We start from the raw sequence: 16,981 nt of genomic DNA, 5'->3' as shown, positions 1-16,981 counted from the left end.
GCCAGGAACGAACTTTACCCTCCCGGTGCCAGCAGGCCAAATCCAACCCCCCGAACCGCCCCTGAACTGCGGAAACGAGGCGTCGGACGCATCAGGCGACCGGCACCACCGGATTGGTGAGCTCGCCGATCCCCTCGATCCGCACGGTGACCGTATCCCCGTCGGTGAGGGGACTAACCCCGGCCGGCGTGCCGGTCAGGACCACGTCACCGGGGAGCAACGTCATGACGTGGGAGATGTAGGACACCAGGGCCGGCACGTCGAAGACCATGTCCTTGGTCCGGCCGAGCTGGCGTACCTCCATCTCCTCCGGGTTGCGGCCCACCTCACAGCGGACCTCGAGGTCGGTGACGTCCAGCCCGGTGGTGATCCACGGCCCGATGGGGCAGAACGAGTCGAAGCCCTTGGCCCGGGTCCACTGCCCGTCGGAGCGCTGGAGGTCGCGCGCGGTGACGTCGTTGGCGCAGGTGTAGCCGAAGATGGCCCGCTCGGCGGCGGCCCGGTCGGCCCGGCGGGCGCCCGGCGCGCCGATCACCACGGCCAGTTCCGCCTCGTGTTCGACCTGCTTGGAGAAGATGGGCAGCCGGATGGCGTCCCGGGGACCGATCACCGAGGTGGACGGCTTGAGGAAGAGCAGCGGCTCCTTGGGCACCTCGCTGCCGTGCTCGGCGGCGTGTTCGGCGTAGTTGCGGCCGACGCAGACCACCTTGCTCGGCAGGATCGGCGAGAGCAGCCGGACGTCGGAGAGCGCCCAGCGGGCGCCGGAGAACTGGATCTGCCCGAACGGGTGGCCCTCGATCTCGGCGATGGTCAGGCCCTGCGGCCCGGCCTCCGACTCGCCCTCGACGACCCCGAACGACATTCCCTTGGCATGAGCGAAACGAGCGATACGCACCCGGCCAATCTATCCCCGACGAACGGCCGCGCCACGCCGGACGCGGCCACGGACCCCGGCGGGCGGCGCGCCAGCGTACGCCGGCCCGCGCCGGCGGGGGCGGGATTGCGGACTTCGTACCCGCCCGGCGGGCCCGGGCCCATAGCTTCGGGGCCGGAGGTTCGTTCGTATGCCTGCATCGAGACGACACCACAGGACCCTGGCAGTGCTCGTGAACTGCCTCGGCATCATCGCCGCCGTGCCGGCGCTGCCCGCGGCGGCGCCCCGGGCGGCGGCCGCGACCCCGCAGCCGGCTCCGCCGGCCGCGGCGGCCCGGGCCACCCCGATCCCGACCGGGATGCCGGCGGCGCCGCCGGCGGTGCCGACCACCAGACCGGCGCCGATCCAGCTGACCACGCCACCGGTCACCGTGGCGGTGGCCGCGGCGGGCACCCCGGCACCGGGATACCGGATCCAGGTCCGCAACGCCGGCCCCACGCCGGTCGAGACCACCGTCCGGCAGGAGTTGCCGGCCGGGTCCCGGGCGACCGTGGTGACCGGCGGCGGGCGGGCCACCCGGCCGATCGGGTCGGCCGGCGCCAACGAGGTGACCTGGCGGCTGCGGCTGCCGGCGCGGAGCACCACGACGCTGAACACCGCGCTCAGCGGGGCGACCACGAACCGGTCGATCACCGCGCCCACCTGCGCGTACGGCACCGACGGCACCCGCCCGTACGACTGCGCCACGGCGACCTGGACGGGGCCCACGGTCCCGGTGGCGAAGGTTGCGGCGGCTCCGGCCTGGCGCCGCCCGCCGGTGCTGCTGGCCGCGCTGGCCGCGCTCCTGGTCGTCACCGGCGGCGTGCTGTGGTGGGCGTGGCGGCGCCGGCGGCCCGGCCCGGCGCGGGCGGCCACCGGCGCCGCGCCAACCACCGGCACCCCGTCCGGCCTGACCCGGCTCGCCGCCGGCGTCCCGCCGGTGGCCGGCGCGGTGGGCGGCCGGGCGGACCGGGGCACGCTCTACCCTCGCCCGGCCATGCCCGCCCCGGGCGGACGACGCCGCCGGCCGCCGATCTGGGCGGTGATGGGGGTCGCGGCCGCGGTGCTGGCCGGTGTGGTCGGCGCGGCGGCGTGGACGGCCACCCAACGGGTCGCCGCCATGGACACCACCAAGCAGCCGACCAGCGGCGCCTGGATGGGCAACAGCGTCACCGGCGCGCTCGGCGTACCGCTGCGCGAGACCGCGTTCGAGTTCACCGTCTACCGGCTGTCCTGCGGCGCGGGGACACTGCCCGCGGCCTCGGCGGGCGGCCGGCAGTGCCTGGCCACGGTCGGGGTGCGCAACCTCACGTCCGGCGAGCAGACCTGGCACGGGCAGTTGCAGCGGGCGTACCTGCCCGGGGGCAACTGGGTGGCCACCGACGAGAATGCCACCCGGGTGGCCAACCTCGGCCGGGACGTCTTCGCCCAGCCGGTCGCCGCGGGCTCGCGGGTGCTGCTGCCGCTGGTGTTCACCGTGCACGGCGACGATCCGCCGAAGCAGTTGGAGCTGCGTAGCGGGGTCTTCTCCGCCGGGGTGCGGGTGGACGTGCGGTGACCGGGGGCCGGGCGGCGGTCGTACCCTGGGGTCCGTGACCGCCGCCCTCGCCCCCGCCACCGCGCTCGCCGCGGCCGACTGGCAGGACCGGCGTCGCGCCCACGAGGAGCGGGTGGACGCGTGGCTGGCGCCGCACCTGGCCCGCCGCCGCTCCGGGGTGAAGCACCCGGTCGAGGACTTCCTCTTCACCTACTACTCGCACCGTCCGGCCCAGCTGCGCCGCTGGCACCCGGGGGCCGGGGTGGTGCTGCGCGACGCGGTCCCGGCCGAGTTCGGCCGGGACTACCGCGCCACCACCGCCGGGGTCACCCTCGACACCCACGGCGTACGCGCACGCCGCGCCGAGTCGATCTCCTGGATCCGTACGCTGCTCGCGGCGACCGCCGGCCGCCCGGCCCACTTCGGCTGCTTCGGCATGCACGAGTGGGCGATGGTCTACCGGCAGACCCAGGACGAGGTGCGGCACAACGCCTGGCCGCTGCGGCTCAGCCCGGCGGCCACCGCCGCGGTGGTGGAGGAGCGCGGCGTGCGGTGCAGCCACTTCGACGCGTTCCGGTTCTTCACCGCGCCCGCCCGGCCGCTCAACGTGCTCAGCCCGACCCGGGAGAGCCAGCACGCGCTGGAGCAGCCGGGCTGCCTGCACGCCAACATGGATCTCTACAAGTGGGCGTACAAGCTCTCCCCGCTGGTGCCGTCGGAGCTGGTGGCGGACGGCTTCGCGCTGGCCCGGGAGATCCGCACGCTGGACATGCGGGCCAGCCCGTACGACCTGGCCGACCTCGGGTACCCGCCGGTGCGGGTGGAGACCCCGGAGGGCCGGGCCGAGTACGCCGCCGCCCAGCGGGGCTTCGCCGAGCGGGCCGCCGGGCTGCGGTCCCGGCTGCTGGCCGCCCTCGACGTGGCGGACCGGCCGGGCTGACCGGCGCCGGCGGCGGCACCCCGACGGGTCCCGCGCGGCGGACTCAGCCGGCCGGGTGGCCCCGGTGCGCGGCCCACTCCGGGGCCAGGATCGACATCACGGTGGCGTCCACCCAGCCGTCGCCGTCGCGGAGCACCTGCCGCAGCGTGCCCTCGGCCACGAAACCGACCTTCTCGTAGGCCCGGCGGGCGCGCGGGTTGAAGGCGAACACCTCCAGCCCGATCCGGTGCAGGCCGAGTTGCTCGAAGCCGTACCCGACGACGAGCCGGACCGCCTCGGTCCCGAGCCCCCGGTCCCGCCCGGCGGGGCCGATCAGGGTGCGGAAGTTGCAGCTGTCGTTGTGCCGGTCCCACTCGTTCAGGACGACCTCGCCGACGCAGGCCCCGGTCGCCCGGTCCACCACGGCCAGGTCGAGCCGGTCGGGCTGGCTGTTGCGGGTGCCGTACCAGGCCCGCAGCCGGGCCGGTTCGAGCGCCTCCCCGGGCGGGCTGCCGGTGAGCCGGGCCACCTCCGGGTCGGCCAGGATCGCCTCGAAGGCCGCGAGGTCGTCGTCGACGAACGGACGCAGCAGGACCAGCTCGCCGGTGAGGGTGGGCTTGACGGAGAAGTCGCTCGGCACGCGGCGCATTCTCGGCGACGGCGCGAGGGCGCTCAAACCGTTTTCCGGCGCACCCGGGCCGATCGAGGGTGGTTGGGGCAGATCCCCGGCCGGCGCCCCGCCCGGTTGGCACAGTGAGGTGGTGGGCGGCGTCGGTCGGATCCAGCTGGCCGGCGACGCGGGCGGCGTCAGCCGGCTGGAGCTCTTCCTCGACCTGATCTTCGTCTTCGCGTTCCTCAACGTCACCGGGGTGACCGCCGAGCAGCTCAACGCGGCCGGGCTGCCGCGCGGCCTGCTGCTGCTCGTGCTGCTCTGGTGGTGCTGGGCGCCGTTCGCCTGGCTGGGCAGCACCGTCCGGCTCGACCGCGGGGTCATGCCGGTGGTGATGTTCGGGCTCAGCGCCACGTTGTTCGTGATGGGGCTGACGGTGCGGGAGGCGTTCGTCGACCGGCCCGGCGGGCTCTCCGGGCCGATGGTCTTCGCCCTCGGCTACCTGGTCGTGCGCGGCATCGCGCTGACCGTCGCCGCGCTGGCCACCGCCGGGCAGCCGGGACTCCGCCGGCTGGCACTGCGGACCTGGCCGCCGGCGCTGGCCGGCGCGCTGCTCCTGCTCGCCGCCGCGCTGACCCCGGCGTACGTGCCGGACGGCGCGACCCGGGAGTGGGCGCGTTTCGCGCTGGTGGGCAGCGCGATCGTGGCCGAGTACGGCGGCGCGCTGCTGATCGGCGGGGACCGGTGGCGGATCGGCTCGATCCGGTACTGGGCGGAACGGCACGGCCTGATCATCCTGATCGGGTTCGGCGAGACGATCATCTCGGTGGGGCTGAGCCAGGGCGTGGCGGCGACCCAGCCGCTGACGCCGGAGGTGCTGCTCGGAGCGCTGCTCGGGGTGGCCCTGGCCGGCGCGCTGTGGTGGACGTACTTCGACGTGGCCCGGTTCGCGGCCGAGCAGGCGCTGGAGCGGGCCGCCGGCCCACGGCGCGGGCTGCTCGGCCGGGACGCGTACAGCTTCCTGCACCTGCCGATGATGACCGGGCTGATCCTGACGGCGCTCGGCCTGAAGAAGGCGCTCGGAGACCTGCAGGTGCACAGCGACAAGGCGACCCCGCTGCTCGGGCTGCTGGCGCTCTACGGCGGGGTGGTGCTCTACCTGCTGGGGCTGGTGCTGTTCGAGGTGCGGACGCTGCGCATCCTGGGCCGGTCCCCGGTGCTCGGCATCGTGCTGGTGCTCGCGCTGGCGCCGATCGCGCCGCACCTGTCCGTGCTGGCCCAACTGGCTCTGCTGGCCGCGGCGGTGGGCGCCACCGCGCTCGCCGACGTGACCGTGTTCCGGCGCCGGCACCGCCGGCTGCACGCGCAGATCGGCCCGGCCCAGGAACACGCCGGGGTCACCCCGAAGGAGCTCTTCTTCGACCTGGTGTTCGTCTACGCGTTCCTCCAGGTGGCCGCGCTGATGGCCGACGACCCGACGTGGTCCGGCCTGGCGCGCGGGCTGCTGGTGCTCACCGTGCTCTGGCAGGCCTGGGGCGCGTACACCTGGCTGGCGGCCGAGGTGCGCTCGGAGCGACCGGTGGTCCGCCTGGTGATGGTGCTGGTGGTGGCGCTCACTGCGATGATCACGCTGGCCAGCCCGCAGGCGATCGACGACTCCCGCGGCGGCCTGTCCGGACCGCTGGTCTTCGTCGCCTGCTACGCGGCCATCCGGCTGCTGCACCTGGCCTCGTTCGGGCTGGTGGCGTGGCAGGACCCGACCTGGCGGACGCCGCCGCTGCGGGCCGCCGCGCCGACCCTGGTCGCGCTCGGCCTGATGCTGGTCGCCGCGCTGCTGCCGCTGCCGGTCGGCGACGTCCGCCAGTTCTCCCCGCCCCGGGTCGCGCTGTGGCTGCTCGCCATCGCGATCGACGTGCTCGGGAACGCCCGGCTGGGCCTGCGCCACCTCACTGTGCGCTCGGCGGAGCACTGGGCCGACCGGTACAGCCTCATCATCATCATCGGGCTGGGCGAGGCGGTGATCTCGATGGGCAGCGCCGTGACGTACACGCCGATCTCGGCCCGGATCGTGGTCGCGGTCTTCCTCGGCACCGCCCTGCTGGCCGCCCTGTGGTGGGCCTACTTCGGCTGGGACAGCGCCGAGGGGGAACGCGTGCTGGCCGCCGCGGACCTGCGCACTCGGACCCGGCTGGCGCGCGACGCGTACACCTGGCTGCATTTTCCGATGGTGGCCGGGATCGTGCTGGTCTCGCTCGGCCTGCGCAAGACCATGTCGGTGCTGGGCAGCCGGGGCTTCTTCGAGTTGGGACCGCCGCCGTATCCGCTGGCGCACGCCGCGCTCTTCGGCGGGGTGCTGCTCTACCTGCTCGGCGTGCAGGCGTTCCGGTGGCGGACGACCGGGCACCGGCGACCGGCCCGGCTGGCGCAGGCCCTGGTCGTGGCGGCGCTGCTGCCGCTGACGACCGGCCTGTCCGCGTTGCTCGCGCTGGCCCTGTTGGTCGCGGTCTGCCTGGCGTTCACCGCGTTCGAGGTGCTCCGCGGCCACGAACGGGCCGCCGCCCGGCCGGTGCCGTCACGCTGACCCGCGGGGCGGTCAGTCGCCGTCCACCCGGCGGTCGCGCTTGCGCTGGGACTGCCGCTTCTTCTCGGCCAGCCGGCGCTCCTTGGCGGCCCGGGACGGGCGGGTGGGGCGGCGCGGCTTCGGCGGCGGCGCGACCGCCTCGCGCAGCAGGGCGGCCATCCGCTCGCGGGCCGCCTCCCGGTTGGCCAGCTGCGCCCGGTGCTCACTGGCCGCCACGGTCAGCACCCCGTCGACCAGCCGGCCGGCGAGCCGGTCGAGGGCGCGGGCGCGCAGCGGCTCGGGCACGCTCGGGGACCCGGCCAGGTCGAAGCTCAGCTCCACCCGCGAGTCGGTGGTGTTGACCCCCTGGCCGCCCGGGCCGGACGAGCGGGAGAAGCGTTCCCGCAGCTCGGCATCGGGAAGCACGAGCCGGTCGGTCACCCGCAGTCCGTCGTCCACGCCCCGAGGCTAGCGCCCGGGGCGGTGACTCGGGGTGGCGGTCACGGTCGGGGTCGGGGTGGGCTCGGGGCCCGCCCGTTCGTGGTCCGACCCGGCCGCCGCGTACGCCGCCGCCCCGACGAGCAGCAGCGCGATCACACCGATCTTGGTGACCACCGCGCGGATCGCCATCCAGGCGGTGCGCCGGGCACCCGGCACGCTGGTCCGGATGGTCCGGTAGTCCTTCCAACCCCGCTGCGCGCGGGCGTACGACGCGCCGACACCGGCGCCGATGACCAGGCCCACCAGGAGGAGGGCCGCGATGACAGCTTGCTCCACCCACGCCAGTATCCATACTCAGCGTAATATTTCCATGGCCCGATGGTCCCAGGCCGGATATCCGACAGTTCCCCTCCCGGCCCGCGGGTTCGGCGCCCCCGCAGGCCAGGGCCGCCGCGCGGTCAGCCGCCCCGGCCGATGATGGTGTTGGCGGTCTGCTGGACCTGGTCGATCGGGATGGCGAACCCGATGCCGATCGAGCCGTTGCCGTCGATGGTGGCGATGGCGGTGTTCACCCCGACCACCTCGCCCCGCGCGTTGACCAGCGGCCCACCCGAGTTGCCCGGGTTGATGGAGGCGTCGGTCTGCACCGCGCTGTGCCGGCCGCTGCCGATGCGTACCTGCCGGTTGAGCGCGCTGACGATACCGGCGGTGACGGTGCCGGCCAGGCCGAGCGGGGAACCGACCGCGAGCACCGGCTCCCCCACCCGGGTGGAGTTCGGCTTGGCCAGCGGCAGCGCCGACAGCCGGGCCGACGCCGGGATTTTCAGCACCGCCAGGTCGCTGCCCGGCTCCCGCCCCACCACCTCGGCGGTGAACCGGCGCCCGTCGGAGGTCTCCACCGTCACCGGCCCGGAGCCGCCCCGGGCCAGGATGTGGTCGTTGGTCACGATGTGCTGCTCGTTGTCGATGGCGAAGCCGGAGCCGCTGGCCGACGCGCCGGACGTCCCGCCGACCATCACCGAGACCACCCCGGGGACGGTCTTCTCGGCCGCGGTGACCAGCTCGGCCGGCACCGGCGCGGCGGAGGCCGCCGCCGGTCCGGGCGCGTCCCGGTCGGCCGCCCAGGTGCCGGCCGCCGCCCCGGAGAGGGTGGAGAGGGCCACCACCGCCGCCGCGCTCAACAGCCGGCCGCGCCAGCCCCGCCGCCCCGCGTCCCGCTCGGACCCGGGCCCGTCCCAGCGCCCGCGTCCGTCCGGGTCCAGCTCCGGCGAGACGAACCACGGGCCGCGTGGCTCGCCGAGTCCGGTCTGCACTGCCATACCTGGGCTCCTCACGTGTCGTGCGTCGTCCGGTCGTCAATGCGGGTCAGGGCAGTCGGGAGAACCACCGCAGCGATCCGGCGGCGGCCCCCATGGCGAACACCAGCCCGAGGCCGATGAAGCGGGCCGAGATGTCCTGCCGTTCCTTGCGGTAGCCCACCGAGGTGCCGATGTCCTCGTAGACGGCCCGCAGCTCTTCGCTGGTGGACGCCTCGTGGAAGCCGCCGCCGGTCTCGTCGGCGACCGCCTTGAGGGTCTGCCCGTCGACCGGCACCTGGATCGCCAGTCCACCCCGGTCCACCGAGCCGGACGGCGTGCCGAACGAGATGGTGTGCACCGGCACCTTGGCCGCCACCGCCTGGGCGGCCGCCTCCATCGGGTCCATGCCGGAGGTGTTCGCGCCGTCGGAGAGGATGATGATCCGCGCCGGCGGCGGGTCCTTGGCGGCCTTGGCGTCCAGGCTCTTCACCGCGCCCAGCGAGGTGCTGATCGCCTCCCCGATGGCGGTGCCCTGCACCCCGGTTATCCCCTCGGCGAGCCGCTCGACCCCCTCGTCCAGGGCGTCCCGGTCGGTGCTCGGCGGCACCAGCACCGCCGCGCTGCCGGCGAACGCGACGAGCCCCACGTTGAACTCGTCTGGCAGCCCGTCGACGAACCGGCGGGCAGCCTCCTTGGCGGCGGTCAGCCGGTCCGGGTCGACGTCGCCGGCCAGCATCGAGGTGGAGACGTCCACGGCCACCATCACGGTGGCCCGTTCCCGGGGCACCCGCACCTCGGCGCTGGGCCGGGCGAAGCCCACCACCAGCAGCGCGAGCATGGCGAGGAAGAGTCCCGCCGGGACGTGCCGGCGCCAGGCCGGCCGCTGCGGGGCGACCCGGTCCAGCAGCCGCAGGTTGGTGAAGCGGACCGCGTACCGGCTCTGCCGGCGCTGGATCACCAGATAGCCGACGACCAGCGCGACGACGCCGAGCAAAAGCCAGAGGCGGGCGGGCGACTGCCAGGTCACGCCACACCTCCCCGGGCCGCCGCCGGCGCGGCGGCCAGCCGGCGCTGGGCGTGCACGTGCCGGACGATGTCGGCGCTCCAGTCCCGGTCGGTGCGCAGCGCCAGGTGGGTCGCCCCGGACCGGCGCAGCGCGTGCCGGACCTGGTCGCGCTGGGCGGCGGCGGCCTGCGCGTACCTCTCGCGCAGCGCCGGGTCACCGGTCCACACCTCGCGGTGCCGGCCGGTCTCCGGGTCGACCAGGGTGACCAGCCCGACGTCGGGCAGCTCCAGCTCACGCGGGTCGGTCACCTCGACGGCCAGCACCTGGTGCCGGACGGCGAGCCGGCGCAGCACCGCCTCCCAGGCCGGGGCACCGTCCGGGTCGTCGGGCAGCCCGTCCAGGTAGTCGGAGACGACCACCACCAGCCCGCGCCGGGTGGCCATCCGCTGGAGCCCGTCCAGCCCGTCGGCCAGGGTCGGCGTCTCCCGGTATCCGTCGGTGCGCGGCGCGCCCAGCAGGGCGCGGAGCAGCCCGAGCAGGTGGGTACGCCCGCCCCGGGCCGGGAACCGGCGCACCCCGTCCGGGGCGAGCACCTGGCCGCCGAGGCGGTTGCCGACGCCGGCGGTGAGGAAGCCGACCGCCGCCACCGCGGCCACCGCCAGCTCCCGTTTGTCCAGGGTGGCCGTGCCGTACTCCATGCTGGGGCTGGCGTCGACCAGCAGCCAGGTGGTCAGCTCCCGGTCCGCGTCGACCTCGCGGACGTGCGGGACGGCGGTCCGGGCGGTCACCGCCCAGTCCATCCGGCGTACCTCGTCCTCGCCGGGGCGGTACTCCCGGCTGCCGGCCGCCTCGCTGCCGGGGCCGGGCAGCAGGCCGCGGTACTGGCCGTTCAGCAGCCCGTTGAGCCGCCGGGTGACGGTCAGTTCCAGCCGGCGCAGCCGCTGGTCGGGGGCGAGGTCGGCCAGTCCGGGCTCGGGCACGGTGGGTGCGTCCCGGCGCCTCATGCCGCCGCCAGGTCGGGCGCCGCCTCCGGGTGCCCGGTGACCACCCGGGGTGGCGGCACCGCCTCGACGAGCCGGCGGACCAGCGTCTCGGCGGAGACCCCGTCGGCCACCGCGTCGAAGGAGAGCACCAGCCGGTGGGCCAGCACGTCCACCGCCAGGTCCCGGACGTCCTCCGGGAGCACGTAGTCCCGGCCGTGGATCATCGCCTGCGCCCGGGCCGCCCTCACCAGGCCGAGGGTGGCCCGGGGACTGGCCCCGTACGCCAGCATCGGCGCGATCTCCGGCAGCCCGAACCGCCCCGGGTCCCGGGTGGCGAGGATGAGCCGGACCACGTACTCGGCGAGCGCGTGGTGCACGAAGACCGCGCTGGCCCGGCGCTGGAGCTCGCGCAACCGGGCCGGGTCGAGCACCGGGCGGGCGGTGGGCCGATCGGTGCTCATCCGGTAGAGGATGGCCAGCTCGTCGGCGTCGCTCGGGTAGTCGACGACGACCTTCATCAGGAAGCGGTCGCGCTGCGCCTCGGGGAGCTGGTAGACCCCCTCCGACTCGATCGGGTTCTGCGTGGCCAGCACCAGGAACGGGTCGGGGACCGGCCAGCTCCGGCCGCCGATGGAGACCTGCCGCTCGGCCATCGCCTCGAGCAGCGCCGACTGCACCTTGGCCGGAGCCCGGTTGATCTCGTCGGCGAGCACCAGGTTCGCCATGATCGGGCCCAGCTCCACGTCGAACGCCTCCGTGGAGGCCCGGTAGATGCGGGTGCCGACGATGTCCGAGGGGACCAGGTCGGGGGTGAACTGGATCCGGGAGAAGCTGCCGCCGACCACGGTGGCGAGGGTCTGCGCCGCGAGGGTCTTGGCCACCCCCGGCACGCCCTCCAGCAGGCAGTGGCCGTCGGCGATGAGCGCGGTGAGCAGGCGATCGACGAGGCGATCCTGCCCCACGATCACGCGTTTGACCTCGAAGAGGGTCTGTTCCAGCTCGACGCCGCTCGCGTCGGCATCGACCGGGCTGGGCACGCTGGCCAGGGTGTCCGAGATGTCCGTCACGGTGCTTGCTTCCCGGGCCGGCGTACGGACAAACGTCGGATTATCGGCCCCTGAGCAGCCCTTCCACCCCCGGACCGGGACGACTCCCCCGGGCGGTCCGCAACGGTGCGAGCCGGTGCGGGATGGGGCAGACCGGATCAGACGGCGGCAGCCGACCCCCGCTCGGGGCGGGAACCGGCTGCCGCGCGGCGGGGGGTCAGTTGGCGATGAGCAGGTGGAACGGCCGGTCCGCGTACCCGCCGGTGGAGTTGCGGGTCTGGACGAAGACCGCGTTCGGGATCAGGTAGCGGGGCGCCACCGAGACCTCGCCCGCGGGCGGGACGTTCGCCGCGTCGTTGGTGCCGATCGTGGCCTGCAGGCCCTTGTGGTTGACGGCGTAGTCGAGCGTGACCTGGTACTGGCCGGCGTACTGACCCTGCACCGAGGGAGAGAACCGCTTGGCGCTCACGACGTTCGGGGAGTGCTGGAGCAGGGTCCCGTTGGCGCTGATGACCGCCCAGGCGACCAGCCCTGGTGCCGGTGCGGCGAGGGTGGCCTTCAGCGCCGACTTCGCCGCCCGGGTCTCGGCGGCGGTCACCGGCGGCTGGTGGCCGGGCTGCCGGGCACCGGCCTGCCCGACCTCGGCCGGGGCCTTCGCCGCCGGGTGGGCGGCGGCCGCGATGCCCCCGCCGGCCAGGGTGAGGGACAGCGCGGCGAGTGCCACCACCGTCGCCTTGCGCTTGAAGAATGTGGCCATGACAGATCTCCCTTTTGTGACCGTGGTGATACGGCCGGCCCGCGTGCGGTGCGGGACGGATGGATACGGCACGGGAGCCAGACGCAAGACAATTGCGGACCATCGGGGGGCCCACTGTCAGCGCACCTAAATGTCGAGCTGCACCTGGCTCTGAGCTGGGCTTACTACGGAGAGTCGCGACGTCTCGACCAGATGGAAACCTAGCATCGAAAAATGGGGCCGGTCAATAGCTCACATTTCCCGGACAGCATTCGAAAAATGCTTCCAATAATTGTGAGAAGTGAGGGTGCGGCCACTCACGAAATGATGTCGTGGGGCACCGCCCCGCCCGGTCGGCAGGTAGCGTGTCGGCCGTGATCACGACGAGTGGGCCGGTGCGGGCCGGCACCCGGGCCGGCCGGGCCGCCACGATCGCCTGCTGGGTGGCGGTCGCGCCGGTGGCCGCCTGGGCGGTGCTCCGGCTCGGCGGGCTGGAACGGGGACCGCTGGTGCAGGCGGTCGCCTTCACGCCGTACGTCGCCGCCGCCGCGCCGGCCGCGGTGGCGCTGACGCTCGCCCTGCGCCGCCGCGCGCCTGCCGTGGTCGCGGCCCTCGCCGCGCTGGCGCTGCTCGGCGCGGTGGCGCCGCGCGCCGTCCCGGGCGACCGACCCGCGGTGGACGGGCCCGTGCTCCGGCTGCTCACCGCCAACCTGCTCAAGGGCGGCGCCGACCCGGCACGGCTGGTTGAGCTGGTCCGGGCGCACCGGGTCGACGTGCTGACCGTGCAGGAGTTCACCCCGCAGATCGCCGCCGAGCTGGACCGGCTCGGGCTGGCCACCCTGCTGCCCTACCGGGCGCTGAACCCCGAGGTCGGCACCACCGGCTCCGGGCTGTACGCGCGCCACCCGCTCGGCGGGACCGGCTACCGGCGCAACCAGGGCTTCTTCTTCACCCAGGCGTACGGCACGGTGGCCGTGCCGGGCGCGCCACCGCTGCGGGTGGAGTCGGCGCACCCGGCCGCCCCGTACGCCGTCGAGGTCGTGCCGGACTGGTGGACCGACCTGCGGGCGCAACCGCCGGCCACCCCGCGCGGCGGTTTGAGCGTCCTGGCCGGCGACTTCAACGCCACCCTCGACCACGCGCCGCTGCGCGACCTGATCGACACCGGCTACGTCGACGCCGCCGACGCGGCCGGCGCGGGGCTTCCCGGCACCTGGGGCCCCTACGACGGCGACCCGATCCCGCCGGTCACCATCGACCACGTGCTGGTCGACCGGCGCATCGCGGTCCGCGCGGTCAGCGTGTACGGCGTGCCGGGCAGCGACCACCGCGCCGTGCTGGCCGAGCTGCGGCTGCCCGCCGCGTGAGCCGGCCTCAGACCCGGGCCCGGTCCAGGCCGTAGGTGAGAGCGTCGACCAGGGCGTGCCAGCTCGCCTCGACCACGTTGGGGTGCACGCCGACCGTGGTCCAGTCGCGGCCGGCCCCGGCGGTCTCCACCAGCACCCGGGTCACCGCGCCGGTGCCGTGGCTGCCCTCCAGGATGCGGACCTTGTAGTCGGCCAGCTCGAACTCGCGCAGCTCCGGGTAGTGCCGGGCGAGCCCCACCCGCAGCGCCTCGTCCAGGGCGTTGACCGGGCCGTTCCCCTCGGCGGTGGCGATGACGCGCTCGCCGCGTACCCGGATCTTGACGGTGGCCTCGGAGACCACCGCGCCGTCCTCGCGGTGCTCGACCAGCACCCGGTAGGACTCCAGCGCGAACGGCCGGGCCGGCGCGGCGTCCGGCAGCTCGGAGCGGACCAGCAGTTCGAAGGAGGCGTCGGCGGCCTCGAACGACCAGCCGCCGGCCTCCAGTTCCTTGACCCGGCTGGTGACCCGGGACAGGGTCTCCGGATGGCCGGCCAGGTCCAGGCCCAGCTCGCGGCTCTTGAGCTCGACGCTGGCCCGGCCGGCCATCTCGGTCACCAGGATCCGCATGTCGTTGCCCACCACCGAGGGATCCACGTGGTTGTAGAGCAACGGGTCCACCTTGATCGCGCTCGCGTGCAGCCCCGCCTTGTGGGCGAAGGCCGCGGCCCCGACGTAGGCCTGGTGGGTGTCGGGGGCGATGTTGGCGATCTCGGCGATGGCGTGCGAGACCCGCACCATCTGTTCCAGGCAGCCCTCCGGTAGGACGGGCATGCCGAGCTTGAGCTGGAGGTTGGCCACGATCGCGAAGAGATCGGCGTTGCCCGGGCGCTCGCCGTAGCCGTTGGCGGTGCCCTGGACGTGGCGGACGCCGGCCTCGACCGCGGCGATCGTGTTGGCCACCGCGCAGGCGGTGTCGTTCTGGGCGTGCATGCCGAGCCGCTCCGGTGCGATCCCGGTGCGCGCGGTGAGGCCGGTGATCGCGGCGGTGACCTGGGAGGGCAGCATCCCGCCGTTGGTGTCGCAGAGGACGAACCGCTCGGCCCCGGCGGCGAGCGCGGTCTCCGCCACCGCGGCGGTGTACGCCGGGTCGTGCCGGTAGCCGTCGTAGAAGTGCTCCCCGTCGACGAAGACCCGCCGCCCCTGCGCCACCAGGTAGGCGACCGTGTCCCGGATCATCGCCAGGTTCTCCTCGGCGGTGGTGCGCAGCGCCCGCTCGACGTGCCGCAGGTCCGCCTTGGCCACCAGCGCCACGGCCGGGGTCCGGGCGTCGAGCAGCCCGCGCACCTGCGGGTCGTCCTCGACGGCGACGCCGGCCTTGCGGGTGGCCCCGAAGGCGACCAGGATCGCGTGCCGCAGCTCCAGCTCGGTGCGGGCCCGGCGGAAGAACTCGGTGTCCTTCGGCACCGCGCCCGGCCAGCCGCCCTCGATGAAGCCGACCCCGAGGTCGTCGAGCAGGCCGGCCACCGCCAGCTTGTCGACCACCGAGTAGCTGAGCCCCTCGCGCTGGGCGCCGTCGCGCAGCGTCGTGTCGTACACCTGGAAGGTCATGGGAGTCCTCTTCTCGAACCTGCGGGGAGCAACAAAAAGACCCCCCGCGGATGCGGGAGGTCTGCGCGCTCGGCGAGGGGGAAGGCCGGCGCGCTAGCTGCCAATAATCAGGACGGAGCTGGTCACGGTCCGTACTCTGCCATCCCGAACCCGGTTTTGGGAGGAACAATCCACATCTCGGGATGGTGACCCAGGGCGACGGCCTCCGGCTCCGTGATCGACTTAACAACCGGACCGGCCGCCGCCGGGCCGAGACGACGCTGCGGCAGCATCTGGAACAGATCAAGTTACCGGCCGGGCGTCGTTGCCAGGCCGCCGTCAAGGAGGACCCGTGCTCACTGTCGGTGACCGCTTCCCCGAGTACGAACTCACCGCGTGCGTCTCGCTCGACGCCGACAAGGCGTTCGAGACGATCAACCACAAGACCTACGAGGGCAAGTGGCGCGTCGTCTTCTTCTGGCCGAAGGACTTCACCTTCATCTGCCCGACGGAGATCGCCGAGTTCGGCCGGCTCAACGGCGAGTTCGCCGACCGGGACGCCCAGGTGCTCGGCGTCTCCGTGGACAACGAGTTCGTCCACTACGCCTGGCGCAAGGACCACCCGGACCTGCGCGAGCTGCCCTTCCCGATGCTCAGCGACATCAAGCGCGAGCTGACCGCCGACTGCGGCGTGCTCGGCGAGGACGGCGTGGCCCAGCGGGCCACCTTCATCGTCGACCCGGACAACGAGATCCAGTTCGCCATGGTGACCGCCGGCTCGGTCGGCCGGAACGTCTCCGAGGTGCTGCGGGTGCTCGACGCCCTGCAGACTGACGAGCTCTGCCCGTGCAACTGGAACAAGGGCGGCGCCACCCTGGACGCCAACGCGCTGCTCGCCGGCACCGGGGCCTGACCATGGGTCTGGACGCGGTCAAGGCGGCCCTGCCCGGGTACGCCAGGGACATCAAGCTCAACCTCGGCTCCACCATCGCCACCTCGACGCTGAAGCCGGAGCAGGCCTGGGGCACAGCCCTGGCCTGTGCGGTGGCGGCCCGGAACGCGACGGTGCTCAAGGAGATCGCCGCCGAGGCGGCCGGTCACCTCACGCCCGAGGCGGTCGAGGCGGCCAAGGGCGCGGCCACCATCATGGCGATGAACAACGTCTACTACCGGGCCAAGCACCTGATCGGCGACGAGCAGTACGCCTCGCTGCCGGCCCGGCTGCGGATGCAGATCATCGCCCGGCCCGGGGTGGAGAAGGTCGACTTCGAGCTCTGGTGCCTGGCCGTCTCGGCGATCACCGGCTGCGGCGTCTGCCTGGAGTCGCACGAGAAGACCCTGCGCGCCGCCGGGTTCAGCCGCGACCAGGTGCACGAGGGGCTGCGGATCGCGGCGGTCGTGCACGCCGCGGCGGTGGCCCTGGACGCGGAGGCCGCCCTGGCCTGAGCCGGTCGGTGTATCGATCTCCGCAACCGGGTAGGCAGGTATCCGACAGGCAAATCCCCCGAGAAAGTCGAGAAAGGGAGTGTTGACGCCATGGAGCGGCTCGACCCTCGAACGACCCACGGGACGCCGGATCCGCTGACCCAGGGTGGTCAGGGCGCCTTCGCGGGCGGCGCGCCCGCCGGGCGTTTCGATCCGTGGAGCTACCGGGACGACGCCGGGGTGACCGGTGTGGACCTGGTCGGCTACAAGGTGGAGGCGACTGACGGCGGTATCGGCAAGGTGGACCGGGCCAGTCACGAGGTGAACAGCAGTTTCCTCGTGGTGGACACCGGGCCGTGGATCTTCGGCAAGAAGGTCATGCTGCCGGCCGGCACCGTCAACCACGTCGACCACGACGAGCGGAAGGTCTACGTCGACCGGAGCAAGGACCAGATCAAGGCCGCGCCCGAGTACGACGAGACCACCGACACGGACCCGGCGTACCGGGACAAGCTCGGCGGTTACTACGACGACACCTACTCGTCGATCCCGCCGGGCACGGCCCGGTAACGG

Annotated in this window: 17 protein-coding genes; 7 read left to right on the top strand and 10 right to left on the bottom strand. The window is 74.0% G+C overall.

All coding sequences use genetic code 11. From position 1 onward, the window contains the following. Positions 1–91: 91 nt before the first annotated feature. Complete coding sequence (locus AB0F68_RS15635) at positions 92–895, bottom strand: fumarylacetoacetate hydrolase family protein (RefSeq protein ID WP_091268833.1); 804 nt, start codon at positions 893–895, stop codon at positions 92–94. Between the two features lie 169 nt (positions 896–1,064). On the opposite strand from AB0F68_RS15635, the gene AB0F68_RS15630 reads away from it, so the two are divergent. Beyond that, entirely contained in the window at positions 1,065–2,471 is a 1,407-nt protein-coding gene (locus AB0F68_RS15630) for a hypothetical protein (RefSeq protein ID WP_357337918.1), read from the top strand. 34 nt (positions 2,472–2,505) lie between these two features. Further along, on the top strand, positions 2,506–3,390 hold the full coding sequence (locus AB0F68_RS15625) for a 3-methyladenine DNA glycosylase (RefSeq protein ID WP_357337914.1): 885 nt from the start codon (positions 2,506–2,508) through the stop codon (positions 3,388–3,390). Between the two features lie 43 nt (positions 3,391–3,433). Here the strand turns inward: AB0F68_RS15625 and AB0F68_RS15620 are convergent, their stop codons facing one another. After that, positions 3,434–4,009, bottom strand: a complete 576-nt coding sequence (locus AB0F68_RS15620) for a GNAT family protein (RefSeq protein ID WP_357337911.1) — start codon at positions 4,007–4,009, stop codon at positions 3,434–3,436. A 121-nt stretch (positions 4,010–4,130) separates the two neighbouring features. Here AB0F68_RS15620 and AB0F68_RS15615 point away from each other — a divergent pair, with 121 nt between their 5' ends. After that, a complete protein-coding gene (locus tag AB0F68_RS15615; protein ID WP_357337908.1) occupies positions 4,131–6,560 on the top strand; it encodes a low temperature requirement protein A in 2,430 nt (809 codons plus the stop codon). 12 nt (positions 6,561–6,572) lie between these two features. On the opposite strand, the gene arfB is transcribed toward AB0F68_RS15615, so the two are convergent. The 7 genes from arfB to AB0F68_RS15580 form a co-directional block, all read right to left on the bottom strand. Beyond that, on the bottom strand, positions 6,573–6,998 hold the full coding sequence (arfB, locus tag AB0F68_RS15610; protein ID WP_148427041.1) for an alternative ribosome rescue aminoacyl-tRNA hydrolase ArfB: 426 nt from the start codon (positions 6,996–6,998) through the stop codon (positions 6,573–6,575). Positions 6,999–7,007: 9 nt separating this feature from the next. Then, positions 7,008–7,316: a hypothetical protein gene (locus AB0F68_RS15605; RefSeq protein ID WP_357337904.1), complete on the bottom strand. Its 309-nt coding sequence runs from the start codon at positions 7,314–7,316 to the stop codon at positions 7,008–7,010. A 122-nt stretch (positions 7,317–7,438) separates the two neighbouring features. Next, positions 7,439–8,299 carry a trypsin-like peptidase domain-containing protein gene (locus tag AB0F68_RS15600; protein WP_357337901.1) on the bottom strand — a complete coding sequence of 287 codons (861 nt, stop codon included), beginning with the start codon at positions 8,297–8,299 and terminating at the stop codon, positions 7,439–7,441. 46 nt (positions 8,300–8,345) lie between these two features. Further along, a complete protein-coding gene (locus AB0F68_RS15595; protein ID WP_357337899.1) occupies positions 8,346–9,305 on the bottom strand; it encodes a VWA domain-containing protein in 960 nt (319 codons plus the stop codon). After that, positions 9,302–10,288: a DUF58 domain-containing protein gene (locus AB0F68_RS15590; protein ID WP_357337895.1), complete on the bottom strand. Its 987-nt coding sequence runs from the start codon at positions 10,286–10,288 to the stop codon at positions 9,302–9,304. The genes AB0F68_RS15595 and AB0F68_RS15590 overlap by 4 nt, the downstream gene beginning before the upstream one ends. Beyond that, positions 10,285–11,334, bottom strand: coding sequence for a MoxR family ATPase (locus tag AB0F68_RS15585; protein ID WP_357337892.1), 1,050 nt, complete (start codon positions 11,332–11,334; stop codon positions 10,285–10,287). The genes AB0F68_RS15590 and AB0F68_RS15585 overlap by 4 nt, the downstream gene beginning before the upstream one ends. Before the next feature lie 196 nt (positions 11,335–11,530). Then, complete coding sequence (locus tag AB0F68_RS15580) at positions 11,531–12,070, bottom strand: hypothetical protein (protein ID WP_357337889.1); 540 nt, start codon at positions 12,068–12,070, stop codon at positions 11,531–11,533. 356 nt (positions 12,071–12,426) lie between these two features. Here AB0F68_RS15580 and AB0F68_RS15575 point away from each other — a divergent pair, with 356 nt between their 5' ends. Then, the gene (locus tag AB0F68_RS15575) at positions 12,427–13,416 is read left to right on the top strand and encodes an endonuclease/exonuclease/phosphatase family protein (protein ID WP_357338280.1); all 990 of its coding nucleotides are present in this window, start codon (positions 12,427–12,429) and stop codon (positions 13,414–13,416) included. A 7-nt stretch (positions 13,417–13,423) separates the two neighbouring features. On the opposite strand, the gene cimA is transcribed toward AB0F68_RS15575, so the two are convergent. Next, entirely contained in the window at positions 13,424–15,004 is a 1,581-nt protein-coding gene (gene cimA / locus AB0F68_RS15570) for a citramalate synthase (protein ID WP_357337886.1), read from the bottom strand. A gap of 331 nt (positions 15,005–15,335) precedes the next feature. On the opposite strand from cimA, the gene AB0F68_RS15565 reads away from it, so the two are divergent. The 3 genes from AB0F68_RS15565 (at position 15,336) to AB0F68_RS15555 (ending at position 16,978) form a co-directional block, all read left to right on the top strand. After that, positions 15,336–15,896 carry a peroxiredoxin gene (locus AB0F68_RS15565; RefSeq protein WP_357337881.1) on the top strand — a complete coding sequence of 187 codons (561 nt, stop codon included), beginning with the start codon at positions 15,336–15,338 and terminating at the stop codon, positions 15,894–15,896. Between the two features lie 2 nt (positions 15,897–15,898). Then, positions 15,899–16,429: a carboxymuconolactone decarboxylase family protein gene (locus AB0F68_RS15560; RefSeq protein WP_357337878.1), complete on the top strand. Its 531-nt coding sequence runs from the start codon at positions 15,899–15,901 to the stop codon at positions 16,427–16,429. Positions 16,430–16,519: 90 nt separating this feature from the next. Further along, the gene (locus AB0F68_RS15555; RefSeq protein ID WP_357337876.1) at positions 16,520–16,978 is read left to right on the top strand and encodes a PRC-barrel domain-containing protein; all 459 of its coding nucleotides are present in this window, start codon (positions 16,520–16,522) and stop codon (positions 16,976–16,978) included. The last annotated feature ends 3 nt before the right edge of the window (positions 16,979–16,981 follow it).

It is taken from the genome of Micromonospora sp. NPDC023966 (assembly GCF_040639095.1).
Lineage (GTDB): Bacteria > Actinomycetota > Actinomycetes > Mycobacteriales > Micromonosporaceae > Micromonospora.
Note: the sequence above shows the minus strand (reverse complement) of the source record. Positions and strands in the feature narration are given on the sequence as shown.

What these genes read in the sequence shown, in the direction of transcription:
- AB0F68_RS15630 (WP_357337918.1), top strand. Translation starts at nt 1,065, where the DNA reads ATGCCTGCATCGAGACGACACCACAGGACCCTGGCAGTGCTCGTGAAC.
- AB0F68_RS15600 (WP_357337901.1), bottom strand. Translation starts at nt 8,299, where the DNA reads ATGGCAGTGCAGACCGGACTCGGCGAGCCACGCGGCCCGTGGTTCGTC.
- AB0F68_RS15590 (WP_357337895.1), bottom strand. Translation starts at nt 10,288, where the DNA reads ATGAGGCGCCGGGACGCACCCACCGTGCCCGAGCCCGGACTGGCCGAC.
- AB0F68_RS15580 (WP_357337889.1), bottom strand. Translation starts at nt 12,070, where the DNA reads ATGGCCACATTCTTCAAGCGCAAGGCGACGGTGGTGGCACTCGCCGCG.
- cimA (WP_357337886.1), bottom strand. Translation starts at nt 15,004, where the DNA reads ATGACCTTCCAGGTGTACGACACGACGCTGCGCGACGGCGCCCAGCGC.
- AB0F68_RS15560 (WP_357337878.1), top strand. Translation starts at nt 15,899, where the DNA reads ATGGGTCTGGACGCGGTCAAGGCGGCCCTGCCCGGGTACGCCAGGGAC.
- AB0F68_RS15555 (WP_357337876.1), top strand. Translation starts at nt 16,520, where the DNA reads ATGGAGCGGCTCGACCCTCGAACGACCCACGGGACGCCGGATCCGCTG.